This window comes from Xanthomonas albilineans (assembly GCF_002939705.1).
Taxonomy (GTDB): domain Bacteria; phylum Pseudomonadota; class Gammaproteobacteria; order Xanthomonadales; family Xanthomonadaceae; genus Xanthomonas_A; species Xanthomonas_A albilineans.
The window spans coordinates 237,298-250,155 of the sequence record NZ_MDCB01000003.1 but is presented as its reverse complement, the minus strand read 5'-3'; the positions used below and the strand labels follow the sequence as shown (position 1 = coordinate 250,155).

The window sequence follows — 12,858 nt, the reverse complement described above, 5'->3', positions numbered from 1 at the left end:
GTTTCTAGCCTGCTGAGACTGGTCCCGTACCGAACCGGCAAGGCGCGGGCAGGCATCGCTGTCACTCCGATCTGCCGATGTGCGTGCCACCTAGCGCGCGGCCCTGGCGCAGGCGCGTCACTGGATTACCCCGCACCGCGAGTTGCTGGCGCTTGCGGATGGACGTGGCATCGCGCTGGCCTGGCAGGTGCCGGCGCTGCCGGCAGTCCCGGCCACGCCTATTGCCATGGTCGAAGACACTGCCGAATGCGCCACACCACGGGTGTTGCTGGCCGCCGCCTCGCTGGCGCGCAAGGGCGCGTTCGAACTGCGCGAGGCGCTGCGTGGTCTCCCGCTGCAATTTTACTGCCGCCTGGTGCGCAGGAAACGATGGATTTCTGGAGCGGCTTCGACGTGCGCCGGGTGGCCTCGATGGCGGCGGGCGTGCATGCGGCGACCATCGTGGTATTGCCTGCCTGGATCGAACAGCAGCCGCGCGGGCTGCTGTTGGCGTTGGTCGCTGACAAACCGGTGGTGGCCACCGCCGCCGGCGGCCTTGGTACGGATGCCGGCCTCTGGCGCTGCGTGGAGGCTAGCGACTACGCGGCGCTGCGCGTGCAGCTGCTGCTGGCGTTGCAAGGCGGCAGCTGAGCAGCGCGCTGGCGCTTCAATACAGATCCTGCGGGTCCACGTCCAGCGACCAGCGTACCCGCCGTGCCTGCGTTAGTGCATGGATTGCCGGCACGGCCGCATCCAGCAGGCGATGCAGTGCACGCCGGGTACTGGCCGAGAGCAGCAGCTGGGTACGTTGGAAACCTGCGCGGCGTGGCATTGGCGCCGGCATTGGGCCGAAGCGCTGTACCTGATCGTGCGCTGGCAGCAGCGCACGCACTGCGGCGAGAAAGGCGTTGGCGTGATCGACCTGCTTGGCCTCGGCGCGCAGCAGTGCCAGATGCGCGAATGGTGGGAAGCCGGCGGCTTCGCGCTGCGCCAGTTCCGCTGCGGCGAAGGCGTGGTAGCCGCCGTGCACTAAGATTTCCAGTAGCGGATGACCGGGATGGTGGGTCTGCAACCAGACGTCACCGGGGCGTGTGGCGCGGCCGGCGCGGCCGGCGACCTGGATCAACTGCTGCGCCAGTTTCTCGCTAGCGCGGAAGTCGGCTGAAAACAGCCCTTCGTCGATTCCCACCACCACGACTCGGCTCAGTTGCGGCAGGTCGTGCCCCTTCGCCAGGATCTGCGTGCCGACCAGGATCCCAGGAGCGTTGCCGAGTGTGGCCAATTGCGTTTCCAGCCCATCGCGGCGCTGGGTGGTGCCGCGGTCGATGCGCAGCACCGGCACCTCCGGAAAGGCGTGCACCAGGCGTTCTTCCAGACGTTCGGTCCCGATGCCTTGCGGTTGCAGGGCTAGGCTGCCGCAGTCCGGGCAGGCCAGCGGTGCTGGTTGCCGCGCACCGCAGTGGTGGCATTGCAATCGCCTGCCGCCGGCATGCACGGTCATCGGCGTGGTGTGCAGCGGTGTGCTGCAGCGCTGGCACGGTGCGGTCCAGCCGCAGTCATGGCATAGCAGCACTGGCGCGTAGCCACGGCGGTTTTTGAACACCAAAACCTGGCCGCCCTCGGCGAGCGTGGCGCCGATGCCGGTCAGCACCTCCGGCGACAGCCCGTCCTGCAGGGGCCGCTTGCGCACGTCGAGCACGCGCACCGTCGGTGGTCGCGCGTCGCCGGCGCGATGGGTCAGGCGCAGGTGCGTGTAGCGGCCGCTGTTGGCGTTGTGCAGGCTCTCCAGCGACGGCGTGGCGCTGCCCAGCAGCACCGGCACGTCCAGCGCCTTGGCGCGGACCAGGGCGAAATCGCGAGCGTGGTAGCGGATGCCGTCTTGCTGCTTATAACTGCCGTCGTGTTCTTCGTCGATCACGATCAGCCCGGCCTGCGGCAACGGCACGAACACCGCCGAGCGGGTGCCGACCACCACCCGTGCTTCGCCGCGCCAGGCGGCGGTCCAGACCCGCGCGCGTTCGTTGTCGTTGAGTCCGGAATGCAGCGCATGCACCGGTACCCCCAGACGTGCGCGGAACCGTGCCAAGGTCTGCGGAGTCAGGCCGATCTCTGGCACCAGCACCAGCGCCTGACGGCCGCGCGCCAGACAGGCGGCGATTGCCTGCAGGTAGACCTCGGTCTTGCCGCTGCCGGTGACGCCGTCGAGCAGGAACGCGGCGAAGCCCTGGGTGGCGTGGAGGGTGTCGATCGCGGCTTGCTGCTCTGGGTTCGCCATCGGTCCGGTTTGCGGCTGCGGCGCGCTGGCGTCGGCGGGTACCGCGATCCGTTCGGCGTGATCGCGCTTGGCCAGCGCCCGCGCGGCGCTGCGCCAGTCGTGCATCGCCTGATCCAACTGCTCCTCGTGCAGCGGTCCGGGCGCGAGCAGTTCGGCCAAGCGATGCGGGCGGGTACCAGGGCGGGTGCGGTGACCGGCGCCGGCTTCGGTCAGGCGCCAGGCCCATGCATGGGTGTCGGGTAATGGTTCGCCGCGGCGCAGGGTCACCGGTAGCGCGGTCGCCAGCACTTCGCCCAGCGGCGCGTGTCTGTAGCGAGCCAGCCAGCGCAGCGAGTCGGCCAGTTCGCCGTGCAGCAGTGGCACTGGGTCCAGCCAGGCCAGCGCTGCACGCAGACCGGGGCTGTGCTCGGCCTCGCCAAGCGCAGCCACCACTCCGCTCATCTGGCGATTGCCGAACGGCACCTGCACGCGTCGGCCGATGTCGCCTTGACTGGGAGCGCTGCCTTGCGGGGGCAGGTAGTCGAACAACTGTGGCAACGGCAATGGCAGGGCGACGCGGAGTGTGACGGCGGGAGCTGGCATCGGCCTAGTCTAGCGGTCGGCGTGGGCCGTTACGGCCCACGCGTTGCCGACGATCCCTGCCAGTAAAGCGCTAAACAGGTTGTAAATAGCCGCCGTAATTAAAGAATCAAGTTTATCCACATGCACTGTGGATAAAGCTGTGCATGAGCACGATGCTCCACGCTGTGAAGACGGACTCACAAGCCTCTGCAACGAGTTGGACAAAAAAGCGCCAATCACATTTATCTCTTTATAAACATACACTTATCCGTGAAACATGGATGCAACACAGTGTTGTGATGACTTGACAAGGAAGGAGATGGCCGATTTGGGGCGCTGTGTACAACCTGCTATTGCGATTGTGACCGGAGCATTGATTTGTGGCCTGCTGTCAAGCGCGCGGCCTGACGCGCGTCTCGCTATCATCACGCCGATGATGGAGTTCCGATGACCGTTGTGTTCCCCTCCGGCGGCGCCGCTGCGCCGACTGCGCTGTCCGCGTTCTTGCGTGGCATCGAACGCCGCGTCGCGGTGCTGGCTGAACTGCAGAGCGGCAGCCTGGAAAGCGGTGCCCCGGCTCTGGCCGCCGCGATGCGTGCCTTCGGCCGTCATGCCGCGGCCCTGCCCATGACCGATTGGCCGCTGCATTTCTGGAAGCTGCTTGCTGCGGTGCCGATGCTACGCCAGGCCACGGTGACGACCGGTGGTGCCTGGCCGGCGCCGTTTGCACATCTGGCGACGTTGCAGCCAGCAGACCGCCTGGCATTGCTGCTGCGTATCGTGGCCGGGCTGGACGAGCCGCTTGCCGCACAGGTGCTGCAACTGTCCATCGCGGATTATCAGCAGGCACTGGCACGGGCGTGTCCGCGCGATGATGGCGGTCATCCGGATGCCGCCGCGTGGCGCGCATTGGCCGAGGCCGCGCAGCAGCATCTGCGTGATCTGCCGTCGGCAAGGTTGCAGATGCTGGGGCAACTGCGCGATGCGGCGATCATCGAGACTGCGTCGCCTGTGCTTGTCCCATCTCGGGCCCTGCCAGCGCCGCCTGTGCGGCGCGCAGGCAAGCGTGGCGCAAGCCGTGCGCGCTTGGCTGCCGCAGTGATCGTGGTGGTGGCTGTGGCGCTGGTCGGGACCCTGTGCTGGGAGCATCTGCCGTCGCGGCATGCCGTTGCCGCAGTGGGCGACGACCCGCACCAGATGCTGGGCGATATCGGCCCGGTCCGGGTGGAAGCGCTGCCGCCGGAATCGGACACTGCCACCGCCCCGCCGCTGCCGGTTGCGGCACCTGCTTCATTGCCGGAACCTGTGGTTGACGATCTGGATTTCTATGCGTGGTATGCCGCCAGCGCCCCTTCGGCGCGGATCGAGCGCAGCCCTCCCAGTGCAGCTGATCTTGCCGATGCCGCAGCTGCGGCAGTCGTGATCGCCCCATCCTCCACGCTGTCTTCTACATTGACCCCCGTGCAACTTCACGAGCGTCAGGTTGCATGGCAGGCATTTGAGCCAGCCACGCAGGCGCGCCTGCGTCAGGCGGCCACCACGTTCGCCGCATTGCCAGTGGAGCAGCAGCACGCATTGCGTGCGCAATTCGCCGAGATGGACGCCCTCGAGCGCCGCGGTTGGTTACTTGGCCCGGAGTTGGGTGCGGAGTTCTGGGCGCTGCAACCGCTGTTCGGTTACGTGCCCGGCGTGCAGCGCCAGGCATTGTTGAATCTGCTGCGCCGCATGCCGGCTGAACAGCGTACCCATCTGGTGCTGCTGTCGCAGCGTACCCCGCCGCAGGACAGGGCTGTGTTGCTCCGGGATTTGCTGGCGCAGAGCACCGACAGCCGCGACACCTGGTTGCGCCAACATGTGGCCCGTTGATCGGCCTGCAATGGGGGGCGGTTAGCGGGCTGTTGCCTGCACCTGCGTAATCTAGGTTCCGATTCTCTGCAATATTCCACCGTCACGCGTAAAATGCCGCTACTCCGTCGCCCCGTGCCGGCGCTTTCCGCGTAGTCGCAGTGGCGGGATCGCTAGAGTCTTGCAATGGTTTTGTCTTCCAACACGCTGATGGTCCGGGGCGGCGAGCTGCGCAGTACCGCGCAGCTTGCCCTGCCACTGGTTCTGGGCCATGTCTCCACCGGTCTGATCAGCTTTGTCGACAACGTGATCGCCGGTCACCATGGCACCGGCACGCTGGCTGCGGTGACTGTCGGCACGGGCTTGCTATGGCTGCCGATGATGATTCCGATCGGTACCCTGATCGCCCTGACAGCGTTGGTGTCGCAACTCGACGGCGGTAAGCGCTTCGCGCAGATCGGGCCGCTGTTCCGCCAGGCGCTGTGGTTGTCGCTGGGCATGGGCGTGCTGATGTTCGCGTTTCTGAGCGTGCTGCCGATGGCGCTGCCACAAATGGGCATTGCGACGGAAATCGTGTCGGGCGCGCACGATTTTCTGTATGCGATTCGCTGGGGCGTGCCGGCGCTGGTGTTGTACTTCTGCATGCGCTATCTGAGCGAAGGCATGCACTGGACTTTACCGACGATGTTGCTTGGTTTCGGTGGCCTGCTGTTGCTGGCGCCGCTGGGCTACGTGTTGACCTTCGGCTTGTTCGGTCTGCGCGCGCGTGGTGCCGGTGGCCTGGGAATGGCGTCGGCGATCATGATGTGGGCGCAGGTGCTGTGCTTTGCCGTCTATCTGGCGCGGGCCAAGCGCTTCGCGTCGTTACGCCTGTTCGCGCGGTGCGAGGCACCGGATCTGCGCGTGATCGGTGGATTGCTGAAGACCGGGATGCCGATCGGCGTCACCATCCTGATGGAAGGGGGGCTGTTCATCGTCACCGCGCTGCTGATCGCGCGGCTCGGCGCGGTGCCGGCGGCCGCGCACCAGATCGCGATCAACGTGGCGCAGTTGTGCTTCATGCTGCCGATGGGCGTGGCCGAGGCGACCACGGTGCGGGTGGGCCGCGCCGCAGGTGCCGGCGATGCGGTCGGCGTGCGTGGCGCGGCCTGGGCCGGTTACGCCATCGTGCTTGGCACCCAGGCGCTGTCGGCGCTTGTGTTGCTGTTGGGTCACGACGCCATTGTCGGCATCTACACGCGCGACATCTCTGTGGCGACGTTGGCGTCCACGTTGCTGCTGTACGCGGCCACCTTCCAGTTCCCCGATGGCGTGCAGGTGCTGTCCGCTGGGGCACTGCGTGGACTCAAGGATACCCGTGTGCCGATGTTGCTGGCGCTGTGTGCCTACTGGGGCCTGGGCATGCCGCTCGGTGCCGGTCTGGGTCTATGGCTGGGCTGGGGGCCGCAAGGCATGTGGGTCGGTCTAATTTTGGGCCTGACGGCGGCGGCGGTGATGATGGCCGCGCGTTTGCGTTGGAGCTGTGCGCGTCTGTTCGCCCCCTGACTTCAGACGGATGTGCGGCGCTTGATGCAGCCGGTATGCTGCGCAGGCGCAAGATGCCTTCCTTCCGGAGCTTTCCATGAACCAACCCGTGCGTCGCAGCCCCATCGTCAGCTTCTTCGTCGGCTTGTGGGATGTGATGAATTTTACCCGCCGGCTGATCCTGAACCTGGTGTTCTTCGGCTTCCTTTTCGTGCTGCTGTTGTTGTTGGTGTTCGCGATGGCGCGCGGCGATGGCGCCAAGGCCTTGCGCGACCGCACCACGCTGTTGATTGCACCGGAGGGCAAGCTCGTCGAGCAGTTCAGCGCCGATCCGTTCAGTCGTGCGCTGGCCAAGGCGATGAGCGACAAGGGCGCGCAGGAGATCCAGTTGCGCGATCTGGTACGGGCGATTGAAGCGGCCAAGACCGACCCGAAGATCGAGCGGGTAGCACTGCGTCTGGACAAGCTGCAGCCGAGCGGCTTCGCTTCGATGCGCGAAGTGGCCGCGGCGCTGGAGGATCTGCGCAGTTCGGGCAAACAGATCGTGGCCTATAGCGACACGCTGAATCAATCGCAATATCTGCTGGCCGCGCAGGCCAACGAAGTCTATCTGGACCCGATGGGCTCGATGGTGCTGGAAGGCCTTGGCCACTATCGCCAGTATTTCCGCCAGGGCTTGCAGGACAAGCTCGGTGTGGACGTGCATCTGTTCAAGGTCGGCGAGTACAAATCCGCAGCTGAACCGTATGTGCTCGACGCCGCGTCGCCTGCGGCCAAGGAAGCCGACCTGTTCTGGATGAACGATGTGTGGCAGCGCTACTTGGCTGACATCGCCAAGGCGCGCAAGTTGTCGCCAGTGCAGATCAGCGCCGGCATCGACAGCATGCCCGAGGGTATTGTTGCGGCTGGTGGCGATATGGCCAAGTTCGCACTGCAGCAGAAGCTGGTGGATGGGCTCAAGACCCGCGATGAAGTCGAACAGCTGCTGGCCAAGCGTGGCGTCGCCGATGCCGATACCATCTTCCGCAAGGTCGATCTGGATGGCTATCTGCAGCAATTGGATCTACGCCGTTCGCCGATGGATGCGCGGCCGCAGGTGGCGGTGGTGGTCGCGGCGGGCGAAATCAGCGCCGGCGAACAGCCAGCCGGTCGCATTGGTGGCGAATCGACCGTGCAATTGCTGCGTCAGGCACGCGAGGACGATGCGGTCAAGGCGGTAGTGTTGCGGGTGGATTCGCCAGGTGGCGAGGTATTCGCCTCCGAGCAGATCCGCCGCGAGGTGGTGGCGCTGAAAGCCGCTGGCAAGCCGGTCGTGGTGTCGATGGGCGACTATGCCGCCTCCGGTGGCTACTGGATCAGCATGAATGCCGATCGCATCTACGCCGATCCGTCGACGATTACCGGCTCGATCGGCATCTTTGGCATGGTTCCCAACATCGCCCGCGCGCTGGACAAGATTGGCGTGCATACCGATGGCGTCGGTACGACCCGCTACGCCGGTGCATTCGACATCTCGCGGCCGATGGATCCGATCGTGGGACAGCTGATCCAGTCGGCCATCAACAAGGGCTATGCCGACTTTACCGGTAAGGTAGCACAGGCACGCGGTAAGTCGGTCGAGGCCATCGATCAGGTCGCGCGGGGCCGTGTCTGGAGTGGCGCGCAGGCCAAGGAGCGTGGGCTGGTCGACGCGTTCGGTGGCTTCAAGGATGCGGTGGCCGACGCCGCCGCGCGCGCCAAGCTTGGCGGCCAAGATAAATACCGAGTGCGTTACATCGAAAAGCCCGCTTCGCCATTCGCACAGTTCGTCAACGGTTTCGCCGGTAGCCGCATGGGCGTCTGGATGCTGGGCGACTCCGCGCTGGGACACGCACTGTTGCTGCGCAGCTTGCCGGAATTGGACACGCAGTTGCATTTCGTCAAGGACGCGGCCGATACGCGTTCGGGCGTGCCGGTGAAGGCGCTGGCCTACTGTTTCTGCGGTTTATGATCTAGCACTGAAGCTGCTTCTGCGCGCCCATGATGGGCGCGTCGTGCGAGGCTTTAACGCCGGCCATGGTGGCCGGTGTTTTTCATTGTGCGGTGGCAGCGTCGATTGCGGCGTTCTGCGCTGCGGCGGCGCGTTCGACCGTAGCCTGCGCCTGCTTGGCGCGGTCCAGCGGCTGTGCGATGGCGGTGCGCAGTGCGGTGGCCTGCGGTGCTGGCGGTGCGTCGGCCGGTTTGGGTGGTTCCGGCTTGCATGCGGCCAATATTGACAGCAGCGGCAGTGCCAACATCATCCCGCGCAGTGGTGTGGACATGGCGGCGACCTCATCGAAGGTGGGGGTATTATCCTACGCCTCTCCCGTAGCCAAGCAGGCAGGACCATGCAGCACCGTTGGCGGCTGGACGGACAGACCGCGCTGATCACCGGCGCCAGTGCCGGCATCGGGCTAGCCATCGCAAGCGAATTGCTCGGTTTTGGTGCCGACCTGTTGCTGGTGGCGCGCGATCTCGATGCACTGGCCGCCGCCCGCGATGAACTGAGCGAGGCCTTTCCCGAGCGTCGCATCCTGGCGCTGGCCGCCGACGTGTCCGACGATGAGGATCGTCGCGAGATTCTGGACTGGGTCGAGGATCATGCCGACGGCCTGCACCTGCTCATCAACAATGCCGGCGGTAACGTCAGCAAGGCGGCGGTGGATTACACCGAGGAGGAGTGGCGCGGTATCTTCGAAACCAACCTGTTCTCCGCCTTCGAGCTGTCGCGTTACGCCCATCCGCTCCTCGCGCAACATGCCGCCTCGGCGATCGTCAATGTCGGCAGTGTGTCCGGGCTGACCCATGTGCGCAGCGGTGCGCCCTACGGCATGACCAAGGCGGCGTTGCATCAACTCACCCGCAACCTTGCTGCCGAGTGGGCCGAGGATGGCATCCGGGTCAACGCGGTGGCGCCATGGTATATCCGCACCCGCCGTACCTCCGGCCCCCTCTCTGATCCGGACTACTACGAGCAGGTGATCGAACGCACGCCGATGCGCCGGATCGGCGAACCGGACGAGGTGGCCGCCGCAGTAAGCTTCCTGTGCCTGCCGGCGGCCAGCTACATCACTGGCGAATGTATCGCGGTGGACGGGGGGTTCTTGCGCTACGGGTTCTAGGTTCGCCTGTCGCGTTTATGTTTGGCTGGCCTCGCGTCGTTTCGCGAGTCCTTTGCCGCGGTGCGCCGCATACGTTTCGTCATTTCTATGCCGGAGCGATTTCGCCTGCGATACGCTACGATGTTGTGGTTCTAATAGGGGCACAGTGATGACTGAGACCGCGCAGAAAATCACCATTCTCGGGCAGCGTCTTGCCGACGCAATGAATAGTGTAAGCGCCATTCTCAGTACTACAGAGGGCGATGCGGTTCGATCCAGCCAGCTTATGCACATGCGTAGTCTTATCGAGTACGTGCAATCCCGCTTACAAAGTACGGATTTAAGCCTCGCCTTGTCGGCGTCGTTAGACAATGTTGATGGCTCAATCAACACTGCCTTGGGTGAGCTGAACTCGTATCAGGTCAACGGCAACGTCGGTCACCTGACCAATGCCACGAACAATCTGTTCAATGCGCTCCGTCACGCCGATGAGCTGCCATTGCCGATGGCCCTGATGGGCGAGACCTACCCCGCGCAGGCAGTCGAGAGCCTGCGCGCGAGTGCTGAGCAGGCCCTGATCGCACTAGGTAGCACCCACGAGACCATTAGGCGCGACTTCGCCCAGTTACAAGGCAAGGTTGCCAGCTTGACTCAGCAGGTCGAGAACCAGAACACTCGGCTCGATAAGGCTATGGCCGACCAGCAGGGAATTTTCCAGAAGGCTCAAGAAGATCGACTTACCACTAACGCCGCCGCGATGGCCGAGTTAGCCGAGAAAGCCCAGGGCTTCCGTAATCAATTGAGCCAAGATGCTTCGGGCGTCATTAGCGAAATCGAGCACATGCGCGATCAGGCGAGAGATCTCCTGCAAATTATTGGCAACACCGGCATGGCCGGCGAGTACACCAAGACCGCCAACCGTAGCCTGTGGGTCACTTGGGCCTGGCAAGTCATTGCTGTACTTTCCCTCCTAGCTCTAGTCTGTTTTGCGTTCCATGCATACAGCGCGATTACCGACATGGCCGCTGACATCAGCCATATTCTCGGACGTGTATTTGTTGCCGCTACCTTCGGTGTGCTGGCAGCTTATGCCAGCCGCCAAGCCGACCAAGCAAATCGCATCGAGGAGCGTAATCGGCGATATGCATTGGTGCTTTCCTCGATCGATCCATACTTGGCGAACCTGGAGCCAGAGCAGCGCACCGCCGTGAAGATCGACTTGGCGAAGAACCTGTTCACCCAGCCGGTTGGCGAGCCGGGCGCCGTCACTGATGGAAATTTCGATGGAAATGCCAAGGATTTTATGCAGCTACTTATCCAGCTGACCAACGCCTTCAAGTCCGTCAAGTAAGTGTCGGTGGCGCATTTACTGTGCTCCATGAGCGAAGCTTAGACTCAACTTCAAGTGCAACACCTAGGGTGAGTCCTGATCCGGCGTCGGATCGTGTGTTACGGCGACGTGGCGCAGTCGCTCGCCTGCAACAACTGCTGGCGGCGCTGGAACTCCTCGCGCAGCGCCTCGGTATGTTCCGGGATGGCAAAACGCCAGTGGGTTTCGGCCTCGGCCACGTAGGCCTGCCAGGCTGTGCACAGCCCGTCGCTGGGCAGTGCCTGACATTGATCGTGGACGACCTCGCAGGCGCTGCCGCCGGCGCGGTCGGGGCTGCCGTCCAGACCCTGGGTGGGCAAGGGGATGCAGCGTGGTGGTGGCTCGGCCACTTCACCGGTGTAACGCTGCTGCTCGCGCGTTGTGCAACTGTACAGCGCAGGGGGCGGGGGGCGTGGCGCCGCGATTGGCGCGGGTTCTGCGGTGGTGGTTGGAGACGCGGTCGCTGCAACCGGTGGTGGTGCAGCGGATGCCGCTGGCGGCGGCTGTTTTGTGGCCGGTTCGGGGGGCGGCGGAGCGCTGCTGACACCTTGCATGATCTTCTTTTGTTGGCGCATGCCTTTGGGGCACGGCTGGTTCTGCACGGTCAGGTTGTCCTGCGCGTCGGTGCAGCGATAGAACACGACCGGCTCGGCGTGTGCCAACCCTGCCCAGCTCAGCAATGCGATCAAATAACCTGTGTGGCGCATCAGTTGCCACCGCAGTCCCGAGCCAAGCGCGCATCGATGCCGCGCTGTTCGGTTTCCATCGCGCGGCGCTCGCTCTGTAACGCGCTGTTGTAGCGGCGGATCAATTCCCAGCGGCGGTCGGTCAAGCGCGCGCAGACCTCTTGCCGCGGCAGCGCGGTGCAGGTGTCGCGGACCAGAGTGCTGCCTGCCGGCACGATCACGCCAGCGCCTGGATAGACCACATGCGGCGGCGGAGGTGGTCCAGGCGAGTGCGGCGCGCCGGACGGCGGCCCGGGTGGCCCGGGGGGGCGGCTGTCCGGACCGCGTCCGCGTGGCCGTCCGTCTTCGTCGTCTGCGTAGCCGAATGCCCACAGCGGGACCCAGCGCGGATTGCCGGCATTGTCGTCGCTGGTGTAGCGCTGGCCGTCGCTGGTGACGCACTCGTACATCGGTTGTGGCGGTTGCACGCTGACGATGCGGATCTCGCGCTGCGGTAGTGGTGCCGGCGCCGCTGCGGCACGCGCTGGATCGGTGCTGAGCGTTGTAGTCGGGCGTGTCAGCGGATCGCGCGGCCGCTGCATGTCCAGCACCTGTTGCGGGCGCCCGCTTTCGCACGGAATGCTTTGCAGGCTGGTCGTGCCGGAGGTGGTGATGCAGCGGTAGATACGCACGTCTCCACTGCTGCCGTCGCTGCGCACACTCTGCGCCCAGGCGCTGCCGGTCGAGGACAGCAGCAGGCTCAGCAACATAAGCAAGCGTGGTAGGACGGACATGGGCGCATCTTGCGCGCCTTCTTCGGTCGGGGAAAGAGCGGATGCGCCATCGCATCCGCTGGATGACGTCAAGATGCGACCAGGGCAGCCGGTCTCAGGCGCGCAGGATCTCGCCGCTGATAGCGTCGCGGATCGGGGTCGGTTGGGCCAGGCCACCCGTTTCGCCGTGGAGCAGGCCGTCGAGTTCGGCCAGCAATTGCGGATCCAGTTCCTCGCGTTGCCGTGCCGGTGGTTCGCCGCCGCGGTTGGCACTGGTGGAGACCAGCGCGCCTGCCCAGTGTCGGCACAGTGCGGTCACCAGTGGATGTGCACTGATGCGCACGGCGATGCCGTTGTGGGTGCCGGTGATCCAGGGCGGGGCCTGCGCGGTGGCGGGCAGGATCCAGGTATGCGGGCCTGGCCAACTGGCCAGTACCGCAGCGAGCCGCTCTGGCGGCAGTGCCGACAGGTCGAGTAGCGGGTGCAGTGCATCGAGTTCGGCGGCGACCACGATCAGGCCCTTTTCCACTGGGCGTTGCTTGATGCGCAGCAGGCGGTTCACTGCCGCCGCGTCGTATGGATCGCAGCCGAGGCCCCAGACGGCTTCGGTGGGATAGGCAATGATGCCGCCCTGGCGTAGGGCAGTGACGGCTTGGCTCAGCGACAGATCGGTCATGTGTGCATCATGCGGTACGTGCCGGTGTTCGAACAATGCGCGCGTCTGCGGTGTGAGTGAGTCTCGTGGCGC

At 65.0% G+C, this 12,858-nt stretch carries 12 protein-coding genes; 6 read left to right on the top strand and 6 right to left on the bottom strand.

The features are described 5' to 3' along the window. Positions 1–117 precede the first annotated feature (117 nt). The gene (locus XalbCFBP2523_RS17020; RefSeq protein WP_249027710.1) at positions 118–294 is read right to left on the bottom strand and encodes a hypothetical protein; all 177 of its coding nucleotides are present in this window, start codon (positions 292–294) and stop codon (positions 118–120) included. Between the two features lie 75 nt (positions 295–369). Here XalbCFBP2523_RS17020 and XalbCFBP2523_RS17015 point away from each other — a divergent pair, with 75 nt between their 5' ends. After that, positions 370–630, top strand: coding sequence for a hypothetical protein (locus tag XalbCFBP2523_RS17015; RefSeq protein WP_045766374.1), 261 nt, complete (start codon positions 370–372; stop codon positions 628–630). A 16-nt stretch (positions 631–646) separates the two neighbouring features. On the opposite strand, the gene XalbCFBP2523_RS04165 is transcribed toward XalbCFBP2523_RS17015, so the two are convergent. Continuing rightward, complete coding sequence (locus tag XalbCFBP2523_RS04165) at positions 647–2,836, bottom strand: primosomal protein N' (RefSeq protein ID WP_045766373.1); 2,190 nt, start codon at positions 2,834–2,836, stop codon at positions 647–649. Positions 2,837–3,262: 426 nt separating this feature from the next. On the opposite strand from XalbCFBP2523_RS04165, the gene XalbCFBP2523_RS17010 reads away from it, so the two are divergent. The 3 genes from XalbCFBP2523_RS17010 (at position 3,263) to sppA (ending at position 8,174) form a co-directional block, all read left to right on the top strand. Then, complete coding sequence (locus tag XalbCFBP2523_RS17010; RefSeq protein ID WP_052687963.1) at positions 3,263–4,681, top strand: hypothetical protein; 1,419 nt, start codon at positions 3,263–3,265, stop codon at positions 4,679–4,681. Between the two features lie 165 nt (positions 4,682–4,846). After that, positions 4,847–6,205, top strand: coding sequence for an MATE family efflux transporter (locus XalbCFBP2523_RS04155; RefSeq protein ID WP_012917341.1), 1,359 nt, complete (start codon positions 4,847–4,849; stop codon positions 6,203–6,205). 76 nt (positions 6,206–6,281) lie between these two features. Further along, positions 6,282–8,174 carry a signal peptide peptidase SppA gene (gene sppA / locus XalbCFBP2523_RS04150; RefSeq protein WP_045766372.1) on the top strand — a complete coding sequence of 631 codons (1,893 nt, stop codon included), beginning with the start codon at positions 6,282–6,284 and terminating at the stop codon, positions 8,172–8,174. An 82-nt stretch (positions 8,175–8,256) separates the two neighbouring features. On the opposite strand, the gene XalbCFBP2523_RS04145 is transcribed toward sppA, so the two are convergent. Continuing rightward, complete coding sequence (locus XalbCFBP2523_RS04145) at positions 8,257–8,484, bottom strand: hypothetical protein (protein WP_012917339.1); 228 nt, start codon at positions 8,482–8,484, stop codon at positions 8,257–8,259. 66 nt (positions 8,485–8,550) lie between these two features. Here XalbCFBP2523_RS04145 and XalbCFBP2523_RS04140 point away from each other — a divergent pair, with 66 nt between their 5' ends. Both XalbCFBP2523_RS04140 and XalbCFBP2523_RS04135 read left to right on the top strand, forming a co-directional pair. Next, on the top strand, positions 8,551–9,324 hold the full coding sequence (locus XalbCFBP2523_RS04140) for an SDR family oxidoreductase (RefSeq protein ID WP_045762023.1): 774 nt from the start codon (positions 8,551–8,553) through the stop codon (positions 9,322–9,324). Positions 9,325–9,472: 148 nt separating this feature from the next. After that, the gene (locus XalbCFBP2523_RS04135; RefSeq protein WP_045766371.1) at positions 9,473–10,654 is read left to right on the top strand and encodes a hypothetical protein; all 1,182 of its coding nucleotides are present in this window, start codon (positions 9,473–9,475) and stop codon (positions 10,652–10,654) included. 98 nt (positions 10,655–10,752) lie between these two features. Here the strand turns inward: XalbCFBP2523_RS04135 and XalbCFBP2523_RS04130 are convergent, their stop codons facing one another. The 3 genes from XalbCFBP2523_RS04130 to tsaC all read right to left on the bottom strand — a co-directional run bounded on the left by XalbCFBP2523_RS04130 (position 10,753) and on the right by tsaC (position 12,786). Further along, the gene (locus XalbCFBP2523_RS04130; RefSeq protein WP_045766370.1) at positions 10,753–11,379 is read right to left on the bottom strand and encodes a hypothetical protein; all 627 of its coding nucleotides are present in this window, start codon (positions 11,377–11,379) and stop codon (positions 10,753–10,755) included. Then, a complete protein-coding gene (locus XalbCFBP2523_RS04125; RefSeq protein ID WP_045766369.1) occupies positions 11,379–12,131 on the bottom strand; it encodes a hypothetical protein in 753 nt (250 codons plus the stop codon). The genes XalbCFBP2523_RS04130 and XalbCFBP2523_RS04125 overlap by 1 nt, the downstream gene beginning before the upstream one ends. 94 nt (positions 12,132–12,225) lie before the next feature. Further along, a complete protein-coding gene (tsaC, locus tag XalbCFBP2523_RS04120; protein WP_012917335.1) occupies positions 12,226–12,786 on the bottom strand; it encodes an L-threonylcarbamoyladenylate synthase type 1 TsaC in 561 nt (186 codons plus the stop codon). Positions 12,787–12,858 lie beyond the last annotated feature (72 nt).